This is a genomic window from Labrenzia sp. C1B70, from assembly GCF_000475395.1.
Taxonomy (GTDB): domain Bacteria; phylum Pseudomonadota; class Alphaproteobacteria; order Rhizobiales; family Stappiaceae; genus Roseibium; species Roseibium algicola.
This window is the reverse complement of sequence record NZ_AXCE01000002.1, coordinates 249,877-270,695: the sequence shown is the minus strand read 5'-3', so window position 1 is coordinate 270,695 and position 20,819 is coordinate 249,877. Positions and strand designations below refer to the sequence as shown.

General features: G+C 59.6%; 15 protein-coding genes. 4 read left to right on the top strand and 11 right to left on the bottom strand.

Features of this window, described 5'->3' with window-relative positions; translation table 11 throughout:
- Positions 1 to 95 precede the first annotated feature (95 nt).
- From Q666_RS35905 to Q666_RS35895, 3 genes are read left to right on the top strand one after another with little or no spacing between them, the layout of a single operon-like run.
- Positions 96 to 671: a LemA family protein gene (locus Q666_RS35905; RefSeq protein ID WP_023014434.1), complete on the top strand. Its 576-nt coding sequence runs from the start codon at positions 96 to 98 to the stop codon at positions 669 to 671.
- Positions 668 to 1,687, top strand: coding sequence for a hypothetical protein (locus Q666_RS35900; protein ID WP_022999095.1), 1,020 nt, complete (start codon positions 668 to 670; stop codon positions 1,685 to 1,687). Before Q666_RS35905 ends, Q666_RS35900 begins: the two co-directional genes overlap by 4 nt.
- An 11-nt stretch (positions 1,688 to 1,698) precedes the next feature.
- A complete protein-coding gene (locus Q666_RS35895) occupies positions 1,699 to 3,645 on the top strand; it encodes an alpha/beta hydrolase (protein ID WP_081713165.1) in 1,947 nt (648 codons plus the stop codon).
- Between the two features lie 43 nt (positions 3,646 to 3,688).
- Here the strand turns inward: Q666_RS35895 and Q666_RS35890 are convergent, their stop codons facing one another.
- The 6 genes from Q666_RS35890 to dapB all read right to left on the bottom strand — a co-directional run bounded on the left by Q666_RS35890 (position 3,689) and on the right by dapB (position 9,555).
- The gene (locus Q666_RS35890) at positions 3,689 to 4,081 is read right to left on the bottom strand and encodes a hypothetical protein (protein ID WP_022999097.1); all 393 of its coding nucleotides are present in this window, start codon (positions 4,079 to 4,081) and stop codon (positions 3,689 to 3,691) included.
- A gap of 131 nt (positions 4,082 to 4,212) precedes the next feature.
- A complete protein-coding gene (locus tag Q666_RS35885; protein WP_022999098.1) occupies positions 4,213 to 4,890 on the bottom strand; it encodes a hypothetical protein in 678 nt (225 codons plus the stop codon).
- The gene (locus Q666_RS64660) at positions 4,887 to 6,872 is read right to left on the bottom strand and encodes a VWA domain-containing protein (protein WP_161633216.1); all 1,986 of its coding nucleotides are present in this window, start codon (positions 6,870 to 6,872) and stop codon (positions 4,887 to 4,889) included. The genes Q666_RS35885 and Q666_RS64660 overlap by 4 nt, the downstream gene beginning before the upstream one ends.
- Positions 6,873 to 6,886: 14 nt before the next feature.
- Positions 6,887 to 7,810 (bottom strand): hypothetical protein, encoded by a 924-nt coding sequence (locus Q666_RS35875; RefSeq protein ID WP_022999100.1) that lies wholly within the window; start codon positions 7,808 to 7,810, stop codon positions 6,887 to 6,889.
- 282 nt (positions 7,811 to 8,092) lie between these two features.
- Positions 8,093 to 8,713 carry a 2,3-bisphosphoglycerate-dependent phosphoglycerate mutase gene (locus Q666_RS35870; protein WP_022999102.1) on the bottom strand — a complete coding sequence of 207 codons (621 nt, stop codon included), beginning with the start codon at positions 8,711 to 8,713 and terminating at the stop codon, positions 8,093 to 8,095.
- Positions 8,714 to 8,742: 29 nt separating this feature from the next.
- Positions 8,743 to 9,555, bottom strand: coding sequence for a 4-hydroxy-tetrahydrodipicolinate reductase (gene dapB / locus Q666_RS35865; RefSeq protein WP_200863749.1), 813 nt, complete (start codon positions 9,553 to 9,555; stop codon positions 8,743 to 8,745).
- A gap of 500 nt (positions 9,556 to 10,055) precedes the next feature.
- Between dapB and Q666_RS64655 the strand changes: the two genes are divergently transcribed.
- Entirely contained in the window at positions 10,056 to 12,812 is a 2,757-nt protein-coding gene (locus Q666_RS64655) for an EAL domain-containing protein (RefSeq protein ID WP_022999104.1), read from the top strand.
- An 81-nt stretch (positions 12,813 to 12,893) separates the two neighbouring features.
- Here the strand turns inward: Q666_RS64655 and pnp are convergent, their stop codons facing one another.
- From pnp to infB, 5 genes are all read right to left on the bottom strand, one after another.
- Entirely contained in the window at positions 12,894 to 15,023 is a 2,130-nt protein-coding gene (gene pnp, locus Q666_RS35860) for a polyribonucleotide nucleotidyltransferase (RefSeq protein ID WP_031268705.1), read from the bottom strand.
- A 352-nt stretch (positions 15,024 to 15,375) separates the two neighbouring features.
- Entirely contained in the window at positions 15,376 to 15,645 is a 270-nt protein-coding gene (gene rpsO / locus Q666_RS35855) for a 30S ribosomal protein S15 (RefSeq protein ID WP_022999106.1), read from the bottom strand.
- 209 nt (positions 15,646 to 15,854) lie between these two features.
- A complete protein-coding gene (gene truB / locus Q666_RS35850) occupies positions 15,855 to 16,799 on the bottom strand; it encodes a tRNA pseudouridine(55) synthase TruB (RefSeq protein WP_022999107.1) in 945 nt (314 codons plus the stop codon).
- A 609-nt stretch (positions 16,800 to 17,408) separates the two neighbouring features.
- Positions 17,409 to 17,831 carry a 30S ribosome-binding factor RbfA gene (gene rbfA, locus Q666_RS35845; RefSeq protein WP_022999108.1) on the bottom strand — a complete coding sequence of 141 codons (423 nt, stop codon included), beginning with the start codon at positions 17,829 to 17,831 and terminating at the stop codon, positions 17,409 to 17,411.
- Positions 17,832 to 18,074: 243 nt separating this feature from the next.
- Positions 18,075 to 20,807 carry a translation initiation factor IF-2 gene (infB, locus tag Q666_RS35840; protein ID WP_022999109.1) on the bottom strand — a complete coding sequence of 911 codons (2,733 nt, stop codon included), beginning with the start codon at positions 20,805 to 20,807 and terminating at the stop codon, positions 18,075 to 18,077.
- Between the last annotated feature and the right edge of the window lie 12 nt (positions 20,808 to 20,819).

Sequence of the window (20,819 nt, the reverse complement as noted above, 5' to 3'; positions counted from 1 at the left end):
GCCTTTCACGTATTCAAGCTCCCTTAAATGGGAGAGGGCGCGTGCCACCCCAACTGTTCTGTTGTCTTCCGGACATGGATTTTCCGGAGACATGCATGACGACGCTTTTCATCCTACTGATCATGAGCCTTGGCGGGTTCGTCTACCTGCAGAATCGCCTGGCAGCGGCCAGAAATGCCGTTGCGAACGGGCGTTCGGGCATTCAGGTACAACTCAAGCGGCGGCATGACCTTGTTCCCGGGCTGGTGAGTGCGGTCCGCTCCGCCATCCGTCAGGAAAACCATGTCTTCGACCGTCTTCTGGACGTGCGGGAGAAGGCGATTGCGGTCCGGCAGGGCAGCCTGGAAGACATCGAACGGGCCGAAAACGACCTGACCGCGGGGCTGAGCACCTTCCTTGGATACACGGAACATCATCCTGATGTGACTTCGACGGAGAACATCCTTCAACTGCAAAAACAGCTGGAGGAAACCGAGGACCAGATCAGTGCCGCGCGCCGGCTCTATAACGGCAATGTGGATCGCTACAACACGTTGCTGGATGCTATCCCTTCGTGTTGGGTCGGCTCGATCCTCGGCTTCGAACGGGCAGCGTTTTTCGCACTCGATGCAGACCAGTTGAAATCCGTTGAAGCCGTACCGCCAATCGACCTGACAAGAGCGCCGTCATGAGTGGGCGCGTCACGCACTGGGACCCGATCAAGGGTGAAATCTCCGTGGAGACCCCTGATGTCTCCGACATCCGATCCGGTGTTGTTCTGCCGGCTCCGCTCCGGCGCATGCTGCCGATAGGGGCGATCCTTGCCCTTTTGTGGACCATAGTGCAGGGCTTCTGGACGGACGGCTTTCCGTTTGTGCCTGTTGCGGTCACGACCGTGATGTTCGCGCTCATGTTTCTGGCGGGGGAGCTTGAAAACAGGGACGGCCGACAGCTGAAGCGTCGGGTCGAACTCGCACGCAGGAAAGGCTGGAGCTACAGTGGCAAGCTCATGGAGCGCGTGCGCGAATTCGGCACCGTCATGACATCGGACGGCGCGGATCGCCGAACGCACCTGGTCAAATCCGAAAGGGCGCTTGCCGTAGAGGACCGCGTCCCCGAACTGACCAGGCTTCAGGTCGGATCCTTTGTCGGTGCCCAATTCGATGGCGAATTCTGGGGCACAAGCAGCAACGACGGATTGCCGTTCTGGGTCGCAATCGGTGCCATGGAAATGGAAGCCGGCCTTGCGGCGAACCCTGCCCTGAGGCGTGACGCCCGTGGCGGCAGAGGGGGCTTCGGCGTGTTCTACTCCCTCCTGGGCGCTTATAAACTTGGCCGCAAGACAGGCGTCCGGGCCGCAGTGCGACCGGAGAACCTCTTCCACAAGGGCCCTCTGGATCGGGACATCAAGACGGAGTCCATCGCCTTCAACGAGGCATTCCATGTCTCCTGTTCAAACGATGTCGGAGCGGATGCAGACCTTGCCGTTCTCAGCATCCTGACGCCTGCTACTCAGACCACCCTGCTCGATCTGCTTGAGCGGTATCATACTGTCGGCTTCGTGGTTGACGACGATGTCCTGTTCTTTCTGGCACAGGACAAGCTTGTCGGTGCCAACGCGCATCCGGACCGGGTCGATGCACATCTCGTCGACCTGCTGACCGAGTTCGAGGCTGCAAAGTTCTCTCTCAAGAATACCGTCGAATAGGGGCTCTCGGCATGAAACGCCGCTTTTGCAGCCAGACCCTATGGATTTTCATAGATTTGCAACGGCGGCTTTCTGCTGCAGTCTCGCGGCGGGCGTCTGCAAGGGGACTTTTGACACATTGGGCAGATGTGGTTCTGAGACGAGATCTGCGCATGGAAGCAAAATACCTACCGAGACCTGACGGGCCTTCGCTTTATTACCGTCATTGGCCCGTCAACATGACGCGCCGTCTCTATTCGGGAAAGAGAACCGTTTTCCTGGGCCACAGCCAACCAACGCATTCAGGAATGCTGCAGCCACTCGCAGCCGGGTTCCGCGCCTCCGGCTGGGACGTCCACTCCGGCGATATCCGGGGACACGGCAAGAGTTTCGACAAGACCTCGGTTGCCGGGCATCTGGATCCGCGAGACGGCTGGAAATCGGCTGTAGAAGACATGCGGCACCTGCTGGAGCAGAGCTTTGAGGACACGCCCTGGCAGGACCGGTTGATCGTCGTTCCCAATATCACCGCCCTGCTGACCTTGGAAGTCATGAAGACCTGGCCGGACCTTGCCCGGCACATCGTGTTCATCTCGCCGCCGCCCAACCAGAAGACGCTGGCGTTGTTCGGCAAGACTTTTTCCGAGGTTCGAATCCGCCTGAAAGGCGCGGATACGCCCGACGAACAGACCCTGCACCATCTCTATTCCTTCCTTGGCGCGCACCTGAAGGATCGCAGGCACCTTGCTGATGTCATGAGTACGGATCACCGCGTCATTCAGCAGGTCCTGGAAGACCCGCACGGCTGGCCGACACCGACACCCGCATATTGGAAGCAGATTTTCGAAGGCATGCTCAGTGCGTGGTCGTGGCCGCGTGACGCTCAGATGAAACCGGGCACGCGGTGCCTTGTCGTCTTCGGCGGCGAAGATGCAATGCTCCGCGACGGCGGTTTCCTGCCGCCCATCGAGCGCTTCCTGTCGCGGATTGGCATTGAGGACGTTGCCTCCGAACGTGTCGACGGAGCCCGGTCGGCGCTGTTTCTGGAAGAGGACAAATTCTCGATCAGCGGACGGATCCTGGACTGGGTCCAGAAAAACAGACGCCCTGAGGCCGATATCAGGGAAGTCGGCGTGGAAGAGCTTGCCTCGGACATCCTCAACCGGATCAGCGAAACCGGCGCACGGCAGCTGGAGCCGGATGAACTTGTCGAGCTCTGTTACAACGCCATCGACGACGACAGCCGATGGACGGAAATCATCTACCGGATGATCCATGAGGCAGAACTCTCCGGGAACGTCAACGAGGAAGAACTGCACGAGCGCATCAGCCGGCTGATGCCGCACTGGGAACGGGCGTTCAACCTGAACAAGCAGGTCATGATGAGCGCGACGCTCGGCGTTCTTCTGGAAAGCGTGATCGAGCGACTGCAGATCGGTGTTGCCCTGCTGGACAGGCAAAACGACCTCCTGCATTGCAACGGCGCCTTCGAAACCTCGCTCTCGAGCCTGTTGCCGCAGGACGACGCTTGTCAAATTCAAGAAACCGCGAAGGCGCGGGTAAAGTCGCTTCTGGCAGAAAACGAAGCGGCAGTCATTTCTCGCCAGAACGGGGAAAGACTGATTATCCATGAGGGCAAGCCTGTCGGCTTTCAGTTTTTTCCTGCCGCCCTCAAACAGACCAGCCTTCAAAGGCACGGGCCTGCCAGCTTGTTGTTGTTGAGGGTGCAGACCGGCGAAGACACCTCCGAAACCCGAAAGACCCTGATAGAACTGGCCTATGGCCTGACCGGCAAGGAAGCGGAGATTGCCCTCGAGATCGCCGAAGGACGATCGCTGGATCAGATTGCAGACAACCAGGGAATTCTGGTCAGCACGGCCCGCGGGCATCTCAAAAAGAGTTTCCAGAAGATCGGCGTGCACAGTCAGTCGGAGCTTGTGGCCCGGCTGATGGCCGGGCCTGTCGGCTGGTTGAAATAGACCGTCCGCACGCATTCCATTCGGGAAGTATTCCTAACGCCTGTCACCTGCCAGCAGCGTAGACGGAACATCCCTGCTTCAAGGCGGCGCGACGGTCGCTCTGGCACTCGCAGGAAGGGGTGATCCCAGTGCCGGTGAGGCAGGAAACGCCTTTGACGTAGCAACCCTGGGCGCGAACCACCACCCTGTGGTTAAACCGGGTGCCATCGAACTTGGGATAGCCTTTTGTCACCCGGGCCATGGAAACGGCAAACCGGCGGCCATGGCTGTTCCTCATCTTGCCTTGCCAGTTTACCCAGGCTCTTGCCTCGGCACCGGCCCGGGTCTTGTGACCCTTGCTGAAAGCGCTCTCCGCCTGGATCGTGCAGATCGTCTTGGCCTGCGCCGAAAAGGTTGGCAGCAGGAAACTCGTCCCCAGCGCCAGAAAAAGTATCATCCAAATCTTCCGCATTTCAGTCTCCGGTCTTGTTGGCGAGACATGTCGATGACGCAAGACTGACGTTTCGATCCGGCTGAAGCCTCTCCCATTTGGGTGAGCATCGATGCGGTTCCGGCGCCGGGTGACACTTATTTGCAGACAATGAAACCAAAAGCGGGACACCCGCCAGCTTCGCAATAGGCGTCGACAGTGGCGGCCTTTCCTACGAGCTTGATGTCGCCGAAACAGGCAACGTCCGGCTGACCGAATTTCAGACAATAGGCACGAGCCGCTGCCTTGCCGCATTCGCTGTAGCGATTGTCCGCTCCCTTGAAACAGGCGAGCACCCGGATGTCCGGTTGCCCCTGCACGAAGATCGGATCGACGGACACATTGCCCGGACATGGTGTCTCGGAAAATCCGTCGAGACTTGCGAAGTCGGGCAAGGCTTGTGCACCGCTGCCATTCGGCGATGCGCTGGTGTCCTCGATACCCGAACTTGAAAGGCTGCCCGCGCCGATGCCTATACCGGAACCGGCAGCCTGCAGGCATTCGGACGGTGGCAAGGATACGTTTCTTGCCACCTCCGTAAACCGTGCGGGATAAGCCTGGGCGAACAGGTCCCGGGCCTCTCCCGTGGTCATCAAGCCCAGCATCGCCAGGACGTCGCATTGCGAAGACGAAACGCCTTGGCAGCCATATCCCGCCGCACAAGCGAGGTCTTCGACCCCTGGGGCCTGGACGCCGGGACCTTGCGCGAAAACCGCTTCCAACAGGAACCAGGGGATTACAAAGGCCAGATAAGCACGGCGAGGACGAATCCTCATTGCGAAACCAGCTCGATTGCAAACCTGTCGAACTCGAAATGGCTCTCTTGCGACTTTGCCTTGTTCCACTGACCGGCGAGCACGCTCGGCTTGCCGGCAAGGCGCAGCACGGTAACCGGATCGGTCTCGAGGACGTAGGGGCCGCCCTCCTGACCGTCAGCAGCGGGTAATTCCAGTTCGATGGCAGCGGAGAGCGCACGTCCTCGCCGTTTCAGACGCAGCAGAGCACCATCGGTCGAAAGCGATTCCAGAACCTTGTTGCCATAAGCCCTGCCTGCCTTGTCGCACACGGTCTTGACGATCTGCTTGCTGAACAGATTGACATCGAAACGCGATACTTCAGGCTTGCCTTCAGGATCTCCGGAGAGGCGGGTCAAGGACAGGTTCAGATAAGAACCGCAGCCTTTCGTCCAGATCCAGGCCATTGCGCCGATCTGGTTGTTCGTATCCTCCAGCAGCGACAACGATACGCTTTCATGACCGCTTTGTTCATGCAGCTTGAACTTGAGACTCAGGTCGAAATCACCGTCAGGCAGCGGCTCGTCAAGAACGAGGCGGTTCAGCGCGTTCTTGTTGTCGTAGATCGTGTCGCCCCCCAGTGCGGAGACAAACAGGGTGCCACTTCCGGTAAACCTGGTCAGCCTGTCGGTTCCATTCAGCGTCTGCCAGCTGGCTGCCAGCTCCGGGCCGTCAAATGTTTCCTCAAACACAAGGGTGCTGGCCGGAACGACCTCTTCAGCTTCCGGCGCCGGTGCGGAAGGTTCCGCTGCCTTGCCTGCGTCCGCGACAGCCTGCTTGACGGCCTCGGTGAAGCTTTCGGCATTGTTGGCGGCGTAATAGTTGCCGCCGCCATTTTCGGCAATGCACTGAAGGGCCTGGTTCTCCTCCTGCGTCAGGTCAAACCCGACCACATGGACGCGGGCGTTGATACCCCGCTCGGCCAATGCCTTGGCCGCGGCGCATGGGTCACCGCCGCAGGTTTCCAGCCCGTCTGAAATCAGAAGCACGTTTGCCGGCCGGTTGGAGGCGGGCATGGCGGAAGCCGCCTGTTGCAGGGCGGCTGCGATGGGGGTTTTTCCACGAGGCGTAATCGCGTCGATAACCGGCTTCAGACGTTCGGTATCGAAGTTGGAAACCGGATACAGGATCTCGGTGTCTCCGCAATCCCCTTCCCGGCGGTGTCCGTAGGCCATGAGGCCGACGTTGGTCTGAGCCGGCAGGTCACCGATAAGGCCTGTCAGCGCCTGCTTCGCAGTGGTGATCTTGGCAACACCGTCGACCTGACCCCACATGGAGCCTGAACCGTCCAGAACGAACAGAAGGTCGCTCCCTTCAGAGGACAGGCCGTTTCCGGGAAGGTCCCCTTCTTCCATGCCGGGTATTACCGCGTCTCCGCCGTTTGCAGCCTGTGTCTGCCCCGATCCAACGGTGGACCCGGCCGCTGAACTGCCCTTGAGCGTGATCTCGGAACCTGGATCCGATCTGATGTCCACACCGGCGGACTGCAGGAGATCAGACAGCGACCAGTCGTTTGTTTCGGAATAGATGTCGTTGATCTGCCAGGAACCGTCCGGCACGGTTATCAGCGTGTAGATGTGCCGGATCGGCATTCCGAAGTTGGTAAAAGTCACCTTTATCCGGGCAGCGCCCTGCAAGAGGGGTGCGTCCGGATCGGGCTGAATGCTGAGATCGGAAATGCTCGCGTCCTGTGCATCATAGACCGGATCGAATTGCAAAATCCCCTGAAGCTCCCCTTGCACGAGGCCGTCGACGAGGAACTCCTTTGCGGCCGGAGCGTCGTTCAGGAGCGGCGTATCGCCGTCGTTGAACCGCTTGGAATGTTCGGCATAAAACAGCCGCACGAGGTTCTCTGCGGCGGCGACATCACCTTGCTGAGCATGAGAAGGTAAAGCTGCACAAAGGGCGAACGAGAAAGGAACCACGAGCCGCAGTACGCGCGCCCGAGAGGGAAGAGCAGTCATGGGAAACTCCGGGCTCATTGTTGCGGACGGCGGATGCTGAAGTGGTCGAACTCGGCCAGCGTTTCACCGCTACCGGCGCGGCTGCCCTGGCCAAGCAGGAAAACCGGTTTGCCGAAAGGCGCCATGCGGGCAATCCAGTTGGTGTGAACGGTCTCGAGACCGGCGGGCTTTTGCGCCCCTCTGTCCGGAACGGTCAATGTCAGGGAGGTCCGGTAGCGCAACCCTCTTCTGGAAAGGGTCAGCTCAAAACCTTCTGCAAACAGGTTCGACAGGATCTGATCCCCGAGGGGCCGGCCGGCCTTGTCGCAAACAGACTTGATGATGGGACCATCAAACAGGCTGTGGTTGGCGGCGGTCAAAAACGGCTCGCCTTCCGGCATTACCGGCTGATTGGCGACAGTCCGCAGGAACAGTGCAGGACCGCACCCCTTGGTGAGCACATAAAGATGGGCTGCAATAAAATTGTCCGGACTTTCCCGAAGTCCCAGCCAGACTTCGTCGTAACCAGTTTTCGGATCGAGCTTGCCCTTGATAGCAAGATCGAAGTCTCCCTCAGGCGGCACGCCTTGCAGCTCGAAGATGTTGCTCGTATCCGCATTTCGCAGACTGTTCTTGCCGCCACTCGTGAGCGCAAGCAGGATGCCGTTCTCTACAACGAAGGAGTCCTTGTCAGCATTCAGGAGCTGCCAGTGCCCGGCCAGATCCTTGCCGTCAAACGGCTCCTCGAAGGGAAGTTCGATCGCGGTGGCAGTCGGTGCCTGGCCGCTGTCGGCTGCGGCCAGCCTGGCCTGTTCTTCAGCTGTCAGGTTTGTCTGGGCCTGCGCCGAAACCGCGCCGAGCAGAAAAACTGCAGCTGCCTGAAATAGCGAACGTCCCGATTTTCCTGATCTGCGCACCAGCTTCTGCAAGCGGGAAGAAACTTTCGTGCATTCGGCCATCTAAAAATGCTCCAACCGTGGTCGACGGCTGGAAGCCTACAGAGGCGTGGCAGATCGGCCCTCCCTCAAATGGGAGAGACATCGAATGCAAATCACTATTCAGGACTGTTTTTGCGAAGAAATTGCCGGGGGATTGCAGACGGCACACGCCCGCTTCAAAGGCTCATTCGGTTACGCCCCGGGCAACGCAGGCACCTGGCGGACTGCAAGCTGCCTTTCAAAAACAAGTCCCGCTGCCTCCTGGAAGCAGCGGGACATGTATTTCGGCAATGCGGACTGGTCTTAGTCGGCGAGATCCTGGACGCTGACCACGCCGCCGTTTTCATCGAGGCGATAGATGATCGGCGTTCCGGTGCCGAGTTCACGCTTCAGGATTTCTTCCGGTGAAAGATCTTCCAGATCCATGATCAGCGACCGCAGCGAGTTGCCATGCGCGGCGACGATCGTGCGGCTGCCAGCCAGGACGCGCGGCAGAATTTCCGACTTGTAGTAAGGCAGAACGCGCTCTGCGGTCATCTTCAGGCTTTCACCGCCCGGAGGCGGAATGTCGTAGGAGCGGCGCCAGATATGGACCTGCTCTTCGCCGAATTTCTCGCGCGCTTCGTCCTTGTTCATGCCGGTGATGTCACCGTAGTCACGCTCGTTGAGAGCCTGATCCTTGAAGGTTTCAAGGCCGGTCTGGCCCAGTTCTTCCAGGATGATGTCCAGCGTCTTCTGTGCACGCGACAGATCGGAGGTGAAAGCAACGTCGAAGGACAGCTTCAGATCCCTGAGCTGCTCGCCGGCCTTGTGAGCCTCCGCCACGCCCTGCTCGGTCAGGTCCGGGTTTTTCCAGCCGGTGAACAGGTTCTTCAAATTCCAGTCGCTCTGTCCGTGACGGACAAGCACAAGAAGGCGGTCCATGCCATTCTCCTCAAGCTAAATGCGTATCTTCAAGAATCCAGGCCGAGGACATCGGCCATCGAATAAAACCCGGGCTTCTGGTCAAATCCCCACAGTGCCGCCTTGACGGCCCCGCGGGCGAACAGTTGCCGGTCTTCCGCCCGGTGAGTGAGTTCGATGCGCTCGCCTTCACCTGCAAAAATCACTGAATGCTCCCCGATGACCGACCCGCCCCGCAGGGTTGCAAAGCCTATGTCGCCGGTCTTGCGAGGGTCCATGATACCGTCGCGCGAACGGACCGAATGGGCGGCCAGATCCAGGCCCCGGCCCTGTGCAGCCGCTTCGCCAAGCAACAGCGCCGTGCCCGAGGGGGCATCCACCTTGTGCTTGTGATGCATTTCCAGAACCTCGATGTCGAAATCCGCATCAAGCGCGGCGGCAGCCTTGCGCACCAGGCTCGCCAGCAGATTGACACCCAGGCTCATGTTTCCGGATTTGACGATCCGGGCATGGCGGGCAGCCGCCTTCAGAGGTTCGTCCTGCCCTTCAGCCCAACCGGTGGTGCCGATGACATGGACGATGCGAGCCTGCGCGGCCAGCTCGGCAAACCAGAGGCTTGCCGCCGGAGCCGTGAAATCCAGGACGCCGTCAGAGGCGGCAAAGGCGGTCAAGGGATCGTCGGTGACAGGAACGCCCAAGGAACCTGTTCCTGCCAGGTCGCCCACATCCTTGCCAAGAAACTCGGAGCCCTCGCGTTCGATCGCCGCGACGACGGTAGCACCTGTTGTTTCCGTGACCGCCCGCGTCAATGCCCGGCCCATTCGGCCACCGGCTCCAACGACTACCAAGCGCATCTGCCCCATCAAGTGGCTCCGTCTTCCGCAATAGGCCAATCGACCTCAATTCACTTCACGATGGGGGTATACCAGTTTCGCCGGGGGAGGCAAACGCCCGATCATGCAAGGGGACTGCAGCGCTCAATAGAAATAGCTCTTGTCAAATATTACTATATTCAACCGCGACATTATTAATGAACAGCAAGTTAAATTGACAATAAAGTCGCAACATCTTCACCATTCCAATTCACCAAAGGTAAACCTCGAGCAGTTACGTTTAAGTCTGTAAGTGTATTTTCTTACAATTGCAAAACGAGGACCATGTTTCATGATACTGTGCTTATGGACGCATCGGTTCGTCACAAGCTGTCTTTTCCCGAAGCTGTCCACACCCGCCGCCGGGTGCCTTGTACTTGCAAGACCAGCAACAACCTGTTGTTCCAACCGAGAAGGACCCCGCCCCGCCTTGCTTCCCGTCACGTCCCATTATCCTGTCAGATGATGCCCGCCGGTTCAGGAGCGCTTCGTTGAAGGCCAGTTTTTCCATTCCCTTCAGCCGCCTTGTCATGGCTCTGTTTGCGTTCGGCCTCATGGGAACGGCGATCGCACTCTTCTGGATTACGTACCTTGGCAGCCTGTCGATTGCCGAACATGAAATTGCCCGCAGCGCGAAATCCAAGGCAACACTCGCAAGGCTCGTCTTCACCCAGCATCTGGACAAACTCGAAACGCAGATCCGCGCGGTCGCGGCCAACCCGGATATCCGGCAGGCACTGGTGGACAACGACAAGGAGACCGCCAAGGTCATCATTGAACGCGCTTCCGAAGGTATGACCAGCGCGGTTCTGGACATTCTCCTGATCGATCTTCCAGGTGAAAACGGCTGGGTAAACGGCAGTCTCGGCCTGATCGACCTGAGCCACCAGTTGCCGGTGAAGATACGTGCGGCCATGCCGCCCGACATCTGGGTAACTTACGCGGACCATGATTCCGATCCCATACAGATCACCGCAGCGCTCTCTGTTCTGGTTCTCGATCCCGATACCGGCCGAGTCCTCGGCAGGATTTATGGCGGGACGACTATCACCGATTCCTTCTCCCTGCCGGGTGTCCTCGCCAAGGCGCTACGGGTGGAAGATATCGCCTTCTATCACCATGAGGATGTTGTGGCAGGCATGGGTGACCTGACCACGGAAGTGCTTCCCGAACGGCTCTACGCTACACCTGACGACGTCAATTACGCGCTGAACGGAGAGAACCTTTTCGTTTTTGCTCCGCTGATGCAGGGCCTGGACGGCCACATGCTTGCGACCGTGATCAAGCAGCCCGTGGACACCCTGCAAAAGGTCGAGGAAACCTACAGCCAGCTGTTCACGCCGTTCCTGCTTTATACGGCGATACTGGCAATCGGTGCCGCGCTTCTGGTCAATCGCATCACCACGGCCGGCCTGGGCAGGCTGCTGAACTACGCGATGAGCCTGCGGCAGGACAAGGTGGTGTCGCCGCCGCCGCCCGGGCTGATCTTCGAATTCAACAAACTGGCGACCATGTTCCAGGCGGCGTTTGAATCCGTTCGTGACCGCGATGCCCAGTTCAAGGACATGATCGACGGCTCGATGCACGGCGTGCTGGTTCATGCCAACCATCGCATCCTTTATGTGAACGACGCCCTGCTGAAAATGTGTGGTTACGCCCCCGGAGAACCCGAACAGCTTGTCGAGTCCCCCACACTGGTGATCTATGCGCCGGAAGAGCACAGCCGGTTGCGCAGCTATTACAACATGCGTGAAAATGGCGAAGGCGCACCCCGCGCCTATGAGGTCAAGGGCATCCGCAAGGATGGCGAGACGATCTGGCTGGAGCAGCATGTCCGGTTGACGGAATGGCGCGGGGAACGCGCCTATTACGCCACCATCACAGATATCAGCGAGCGCAAGCGGCAGGAGGAACTGGCAACCAAGAATGCCAACTTCGACATTCTGACCGGTCTGCCGAACCGGCGCCTGTTCATGGACCGTTTGCGCCAGGCCATCCAGCGCGGCAAACATATGGGCGACCTGACGGCGCTGATGATCCTCGACCTCGACAGGTTCAAGACCGTCAACGAAACCTATGGCCCCAAGGCAGGGGACAAGGTCATCGAAACCGTAGCCGCGCGTCTGACCAGGACCCTTGGCCCGGACCAGACCGTGGCCCGCATGGGTGGCGACGAATTCGCCATTATCCTGTCGAACCCGGAAGATCGCTGGCAGATCGAACAGACCGCGCGTGACATTCTGAAGGCGATCGGTGACCCGATCGAACTGGAAGACGGCAATGATGCCGTGCTTGCCGGCAGTCTCGGCATTACCGTCTGCCCGCACGACGGCACACACGAGGAAGCGCTGCTGATGCAGGCCGACACCAGCATGCTGCAGGCCAAGGCCGATAGCGGTGCGAGTTACCGGTTCTTTGCCACGCGCATGAATGAACAGGCAGCCCGCGCAAGCCAGATCGAGATCTGCCTCCGGCAAGCCATCGACAAGGGCGAGCTGCACCTGAATTTCCAGCCGATTGTGGACTATGAAAAGAACCGCGTGGTGAGCTGCGAAACCCTGGCACGCTGGACCGATCCCAAGTTGGGCGTCGTTCCGCCGACCGAATTCATCAAGGTGGCCGAAGACTGTGGGCTCATCGTGCCGCTTGGTGAACAGGTGCTGCGCGAGGCCTGCGAATTCTTCCAGTCCTGCAACCGTAACGGCCTGCAGCTCGACGGGATCAGCGTCAACATCTCGCCGCGCCAGTGCAGGGATGCGGATTTCCTGCCTCGGCTGAGAGAAATCCTCGACGAGACCGGCATGGACCCGACACGTCTGCAACTGGAAGTCACCGAAAGCGTGATGTTCGACGACCAGCGCGTCAACCCGGTCGAAATTCTGGAAGCCATCAGCAACCTCGGCATCAAGATCTCCCTGGATGATTTCGGCACCGGCTATTCGTCGCTCAGCTACCTGAAGCGCCTGCCGATCGACACGCTCAAGATCGACCGGACCTTCATCATGGGCCTGGAGCGGGATGTGGACGGCCAGGCACTGGTTCAGGCGATCATTTCAATGGCCGGCTCGCTGCATATCGAAGTCGTGTGCGAGGGAGCCGAAACGCACGAACAATGCGAGCTGATCCATTCCTTCGGCTGCTCGCTCATCCAGGGGTACAGCTTTTCGCGCCCGCTTTCCGGCGTCGACTTCCACCGCTATCTCGCCAAGATGAACGGCGTCGATTCAGTTGCCGCCCGGGCTGGCTGACCAGCCTTTCTCGCTTCAAGACAAACAAAAACGGGGACCTTTCGGTCCCCGTTTCATATCTTGCGTCAGTCGGACGGAAGCTTATTCAGCTTCTTCCTTCTTTTCGATTTCCTTGCCGGTTTCCTGGTCGACAACCTTCATGGACAGGCGGACCTTGCCGCGCTCGTCGAAGCCCATGAGCTTGACCCAGACCTTGTCGCCTTCCTTGATCACGTCGGTGACCTTGGCAACTTTCTTCGGAGCCAGCTGGGAGATGTGGACCAGACCGTCCTTCGCACCGAAGAAGTTCACGAATGCGCCGAAATCAACGCATTTGACGACGGTGCCTTCGTAGATCATGCCCACTTCCGGCTCAGCGGCGATGGAGTTGATCCAGTTGACGGCAGCCTTGATCGCCTTGCCGTCGGCAGATGCGATCTTGACGGTGCCGTCGTCTTCGATGTTGACCTTCGCGCCGGTCTTTTCCACGATTTCGCGGATGACCTTGCCGCCCGAACCGATGACTTCACGGATCTTGTCGACCGGGATCTTCATCACTTCGATGCGCGGAGCATGTTCGCCGAGCTCGGCACGAGCCTCGGTGATGGCCTTGGACATTTCGCCGAGGATGTGGATACGGCCGTCCTTGGCCTGACCCAGAGCGACCTTCATGATCTCTTCGGTGATACCGTCGATCTTGATGTCCATCTGCAGCGAGGTGATACCGTCCTGGGTACCGGCGACCTTGAAGTCCATGTCGCCGAGGTGATCTTCATCGCCCAGGATGTCGGACAGAACCGCAAAACGGTCGCCGTCCTTGATCAGGCCCATGGCGATACCGGCAACCGGTGCCTTCAGCGGAACGCCGGCATCCATCAGCGACAGCGAAGTGCCGCAGACGGTTGCCATGGAAGACGAACCGTTGGATTCGGTGACTTCGGAAACGACGCGGACGGTATACGGGAACTCGTGATGCGGAGGCATCATCGGGTTGATTGCACGCCATGCCAGCTTGCCGTGACCGATTTCGCGGCGTCCCGGGGAGCCCATGCGGCCGGTTTCACCGACGGAGTAAGGCGGGAAGTTGTAGTGCAGCATGAAGTGAGACTTCACGGTGCCTTCCAGAAGATCGATGAACTGCTCGTCTTCGCCGGTGCCGAGGGTGGCAACGACCAGGCCCTGGGTTTCACCACGGGTGAAGAGTGCGGAACCGTGCGCACGCGGCAGAATGCCGACTTCTGAAGAGATCGCACGGACAGTCGACAGGTCACGTCCGTCGATACGGGTGCCGGTGTCGAGGATCGCGCCACGAACGATTTCAGCTTCCAGTTTCTTGAACTGCTCGCCCAGAACGGTGCTTTCGACGGCTTCGCCTTCGGCAGCGTTGGTGATCAGCGCTTCAACGACCTTCGCCTTGGCAGCGTCGACTGCGTTCTTGCGGTCGGTCTTGGACGTGATCTTGTAAGCGGCAACAAGCTCGGCTTCGGCCAGAGCCTTGACCTTGCCGAACAGCTCGGAATGATCCGGCAGGACCAGCTCGCGCGGTTCCTTGGCAGCGGTTTCAGCCAGTTTGATGATCGCGTCGATCACCGGCTGGAAGCCCTTGTGGCCGAACATCACAGCGCCGAGCATGATGTCTTCGTTCAGTTCCTTGGCTTCGGATTCAACCATCAGAACGGCGTCATTGGTACCGGCAACAACCAGATCCAGCGAGGATTCCGGCATGTCGTCGACCAGCGGGTTCAGCACGTATTCGCCGTTGATGTAGCCAACGCGCGCGCCGCCGATCGGACCCATGAAGGGAACGCCCGACAGGGTCAGAGCAGCGGAAGAAGCCACCATCGCCAGGATGTCCGGAGCGTTTTCCAGATCGTGCGACAGAACGGTGATCACCACCTGGGTGTCGTTCTTGTAGCCGTCTGCGAACAGCGGGCGGATCGGACGGTCGATCAGGCGGGACGTCAGCGTCTCGTGCTCCGACGGACGGCCTTCACGCTTGAAGTAGCCACCCGGGATCTTACCAGCGGCAAATGCCTTTTCCTGGTAGTTCACGGTGAGCGGGAAAAAATCCTGGCCCGGCTTCGGAGACTTGGCGGAAACAACCGTCGCCAGAACCTTCGTTTCGCCATAGGTCGCCATGACGGCGCCGTCGGCCTGACGGGCAACCTTGCCCGTTTCGAGGACGAGCGGGCGTCCGCCCCACTCGACTTCTACACGATGAATATCAAACATCATCTGTCCTTACAGCTTTGCCTGCCTTTGGCTGCTTTCGGTACAGCACGGTCATGGCAGACACATTCCCGGTCGGCCCCGTATGGGCCGGTTACCGGCGGACAGGTCACGGGCAAGACGACGAGCTGCTTTCGGCTCAAGACGGAAAGAAGCCGGCAATCCTGCCCCATGACGTGTCACGAGGTCTCTATAGAGCGTTCCATTCGAATTTGAAACACTCAAAGCTCTTTCGCGGAACAAAGACCCGAAGTGGATCAGTGTTTTGCCCGCAAGAGCTGCGTCCGGCAAATGCCGTCACGCAATACAAAAACGCGGCGGGTTCTCACCCACCGCGCTTTCAGGTTCTGAGTTCTTAGCGGCGAATGCCAAGACGCGTGATCAGCGACTTGTAGCGTTCTTCGCTCTTGCCGCGCGTGTAGTCCAGAAGGGACCGGCGCTGCGCAACCATTTTCAGAAGACCGCGGCGGGAGTGGTTATCCTTGCCATGACCCTTGAAGTGTTCGGTCAGGTTGTTGATCCGCTCGGTGAGGATCGCGACCTGTACTTCCGGGGAACCGGTGTCGCCTTCTTTGATGGCGTATTCCTTGATGAGCTCAGCTTTGCGCTCTGCAGTAATCGACATCGCTCTTTCCTTTCAAAGAGTGGGGTCCGTTGACCGGACACGTTGAAATGCCGGAGACCGGCCTGATCCGGATGTTTCCAGAGCCGAGATGTCGTTCAGCAAAGGATCCGTCCGGACGAATTGAACATCAGTGCCCAATGGCGGCGGAATATGGCGGAAAACCCTTCGAAAATCCAGAGGTTTCTCAGGTTTTTTCGCCACACCAGAATTTACAGGTGAAACACCCTGGTCGGCTGGAACCGGCCCTTGTCAATTGAGCCGATGGCAACCGGCACGCTGGCGTGGCTGGCAAAGGCGACTTCCGTGTTGAGCGGAGCATCCCGGCCGCGTAGCAGCACGGCCATGCCTTTGCGGATCCTGGCGGCGTCATCGAGCGAAACGGGTACCTCGATCAGATTGTCCATCGCCTCACGAACCGGCAGGACGAACTCCTCGACCAGAGCCTCGACGCCGGCGCCTTCCTCAAGCGCCTCGGCTGCTTCCTGGATTTCGTCCAGCCCGATCAGGTCCTCTTCGGCGAACGGACCGACCAGCAAACGGCGCAACTCGGTCACGTGACCGCGGCTGCCGAGCCGGCGGCCGAGATCGCGTGCGATGGCCCGCACATAGGTGCCCTTGCCGCATTCAGCCTCGAAGACGGCGCGGTTCTCATCCGGACGTTCAACCAGATCCAGCCGGTGCACGTCGATCGGACGGGCTTCCAGTTCGACTTCCTCACCGTCACGCGCCAGATCATACGCCCGTTCACCGGCGACCTTGATGGCGGAGAATTTTGGCGGGACCTGCATGATCGTGCCGACAAACTCGCCAAGGACTGCCGAGATTTCATCCGCACTCGGCCGCACGTCGGACGTTGCAACCGCCTCGCCTTCGGTGTCGTCGGTATTGGTTTCCACGCCCCAGGTCACCTCGAAACGGTAGACCTTGCGGCCATCCATGACGAAGGGCACGGTTTTCGTGGCTTCGCCGAAGGCAACCGGCAGGAGGCCGGACGCGCGCGGATCAAGCGTTCCGGCATGGCCTACCTTTTCCGGCGAGAAGATCCGCTTGATCTTGCCAAGCGCCTCGTTGGAGGAGATGCCATATGGCTTGTCCAGCACGAGCCATCCGTTGATTGCGTTCTTTTTTCTTTTGAATTGTTTTTGGCGTGCCATGAGTGCGTTTCAATACGTTTGCAATTGTTTTACGGCGACAAAAGAAACACTGACGGTCAGCCCCACCATCCATGCGCAACAGCGAGACCCTGAAGACATCAGCTTTCGTCAGCGATCATTCTTGAGTTTTTCAAGTCTGTTGTGGTCACAGTAAGTCACCTGGTTTCCAACTTTATGCGCCTTCGCCAAGTCGCATGCCCCACTTTGAATTTGCCATCTGCATCCGTTCTGGTGACTGCATGCCTTGACCCTGGCGGGTTATCTTTTGATGCGTCTGATGGAGCCAATGCTGCCACCAACTCAATCTCTGCATTTGCAACCGGCATACCATCGTTTAACAGCACACCCGAAACCTCAGGCGCGAGGACGCGTAGAACGGAAAACACGACACATGCAGAGGTCGCTGCACCAAGTGCGATTGCTGCGATAGTTCTGAAGAGCGCCATCTTCTTTCACATCAAGTGACTTGCAGACACGGCACACATTCAAGTCGACCGACCAGACAAATTCAGTTTTCCATTTCCCGGCGAGGCTACAATTACCGAGGGCTAAGAACTCGAATTCACGCAATTTCGAATTGAATCGTGAATTGTGGTTTCAGCGCGGCAATCAGTCCTTGGTTGGGTCGCCGTCCTCGTCCGCGTCGAGATCGCGGGAGACTTCCGGGGAATGCAGCAGCGTGCCGATGCGGTCGTCGTCGTCGAACCTGGTGTCGAGAACGAAGCGCAGGTCCGGCATGTATTTCATGGTCAGCCGGCGGGACACCTGGCCGCGCAGATATTTGGCGCTGCGGTTCAGGGCCTTTTCGACATTTTCAGCGTTGACGCCCCCAAGCGGCATCACTAGGCAGGTGGCCAGGCGCAGGTCCGGCGTCATGCGCACTTCGGGGATCGTGACGATCACCCCGTCGAGATCGGGGTCGGAGAACCGACCCCGGGTCAGAATATCGGACAGCTCCTTGCGGACCGTCTCGCCAACGCGCAACTGGCGCTGGGAGGGGCCGCGGCTGTCCTGTCCGTGTTGTCTTGCCATTTTGTTGTTCCTGCATCTCTGGCAGCGCAATGCGTCCCGACGTTTCGGGTGCCGTTGGCGGACCGGTCCCAGCGATCCGCGCCATTGCCGGGCCTGAAGCGCGGACGGTGGCGAGACCATTTGGATGGTGCGAATACCACGGCCGAGCCATGGCATGACGGCGTTACCTGCGACCAGATACGACGTCAGCGGCTTAATTGAATAAGCCGCTGACATCAGTTTCAAGTAAATTTCTGACTTCGATCAGAGTGTCCGTGCGATCTGCTCGACGCGGAAGCACTCGATGACGTCGCCCGGACGCATGTCCTGGTACTTGACGAAGTTCATGCCGCATTCCTGACCGGATTCGACAGACTTGACCTCGTCCTTGAAGCGCTTGAGCGTGCCCAGTTCGCCTTCGTGGATGACCACGTCGTCGCGAATGAGGCGAACGTTGGCGCCACGTTCCACGACACCTTCGGTGACCAGACAGCCTGCAACCTTGCCTACCTTGGAGATGTGGAAGATTTCCTTGATCTCCGCATTGCCGAGGAAGGTCTCGCGGCGCTCCGGCGACAGCATGCCCGACAGGGCCGCCTTGATGTCATCGACCAGGTCGTAGATCACGTTGTAGTAACGGATCTCGATGCCTTCGCGGCTTGCCGCTTCACGGGCCTGCTTGTTGGCACGCACGTTGAAGCCGATGATCGGAGCCTTGGAAGCGAGCGCCAGCGTGACGTCGCTTTCGGTGATGCCACCGACACCGGACAGCAGGATGCGTGCGCCGACTTCCTCGTTGCCGAGTTCGTTGAGCGCATGGGCAATCGCTTCCGCGGAGCCCTGCACGTCGGCCTTGAGCACCAGCGGGAACTCTTTTTTGCCGGTTTCCTGCAGACGGTTCATCATCTGCTCGAGCGAACCACGCGTACCGGAGGCGACCACGGAGGCCTTCTCGCGGATCTGGCGCTGACGGTAGTCGGTAATTTCACGGGCGCGGGCTTCGTTGTCGACGACCGCAACCATGTCACCGGCTTCCGGCGTGCCCTGGAAGCCCAGAACCTCGACCGGTTTGGCCGGACCGGCTTCCTTCACCTGGTTGCCATTCTCGTCGAGCATGGCGCGGACGCGGCCCCACTCGGCACCGGCAACAAGAATGTCGCCCGGCTTGAGAGTGCCCTTCTGCACCAGAACGGTGGCAACCGGACCGCGACCCTTGTCGAGCTGCGCTTCGATGACGATACCTTCCGCCTTGCGGTCCGGATTTGCCTGGAGTTCCAGAACTTCGGATTGCAGCAGGATCATTTCCAGAAGCTTGTCGAGGCCCTGGCCACTCTTGGCCGAGACTTCCACATCGATCACGTCACCGCCCATCGATTCCACAACGAGGCTCTCGCTGAGAAGTTCGGTACGGACGCGGTTCGGATCGGCTTCCGGCTTGTCCATCTTATTGATGGCCACGATGATCGGCACGTCGGCAGCCTTGGCGTGCGCAACGGCTTCCTTGGTCTGCGGCATGACGCCATCGTCGGCAGCAACAACAAGGATCACGATATCGGTCGACTTTGCACCGCGAGCACGCATCTGCGAGAACGCAGCGTGGCCCGGGGTATCGATGAAGGTGATCTTGTTGCCGTCCTGATCGACCTGATAGGCGCCGATGTGCTGGGTAATGCCGCCGGCTTCGCCGGTGACAACCTTCGACTTGCGGATCGCATCGAGCAGCGAGGTCTTGCCGTGATCGACGTGACCCATGATGGTCACGACCGGAGGACGCGGCAGCAGGGTGGACGGTTCGTCTTCCGTGGTGAACAGACCTTCTTCAACGTCTGCTTCAGACACGCGCTTGACCGTGTGGCCCATTTCCTCGGCGATCAGTTCGGCGGTATCGGCGTCGATAACGTCGTTGATCTTGAGCATCTGGCCCTGCTTCATGAGAAGCTTGATCACGTCCACGGCGCGCTCTGCCATACGGTTGGCGAGTTCCTGGATCGTGATGGCTTCCGGCAGAACGACTTCACGCATGATCTTCTCACGCACGACCTGCTGCTGCCCGCGCTTCGCCTTTTCCTGGCGACGGCGCATGGAGGCCAGAGACCGCGCACGCTGGCCGTCGTCGCCACCGGTGGCGGCGGAGATGGTCAGCTTGGAGCGGCGGCGATCGTCTCCGGTGCGCGGACGCGCGGCGGGAGCCGGAGCCTGCTTCGGACGCTTGACCGCACGAACGCTCTTGTTGTTGCGATCGTCTTCTTCGGATTCTCCGCGTTCGGGTTTCGCACGTGCGGCCGGAGCTTCCGGCGCCTTGCGCTTGCCCATGTCGTCAAGGCTGGGCGGCTTGCCGCCGTCGGCGTGAGCCGGCTTGCGAACCACGGTGCGACCGGTTGCTTCCTTGCGCACGGGCGCAGCAGCTTCCGTTGCCGCTTCGGCAACAGGTTCGCTCTTCGGTTCGGCCTTGGCCTGTTCCGCAGCCTGTAGAGCTTCTTCGGCTTCACGCTTTGCGCGCTCTTCCGCTTCCACCTTGGCGCGGGCCTCTTCTTCGGCCTGACGCTGCGCGGCTTCAACAGCCCGGCGCTTGTCTTCTTCTTCGCGGCGCTTGCGGTCTTCCTCGTCGCGCACCTTCGCCATCTGAAGGGCTGCCGCACGGGCTGCCGCTTCTTCCTTGGTCAGGGTGCGCAGAACGTTGCCGTTGCCCTTTTGGCGCTGGCCGGAGGCAGACCGGCGGGCCTGCTTGGTCGCCTGTGGATCTGGCTGTGGCGGCGTACGCGGCGCTTCAGCCGGCCGCTCGAGGCGCTGTGTTGTCGGCGCAGGAGCTTCTGCTTTCGCTTCCTGCCCCGGGAGTACAACACGACGCTTCTTCTTTTCCACGACGACGGCTTTGGTCCGGCCATGCGAGAAGGACTGCCGAACAGTTCCCTGATCGCCACCGCCGCGCTTTAGGCCAAGCGTTTTGCCACGCTCAACGCTGATTGTCTTGTCGCCTGGATTTTTCGTATCGCTCATATTGCCTTCAGT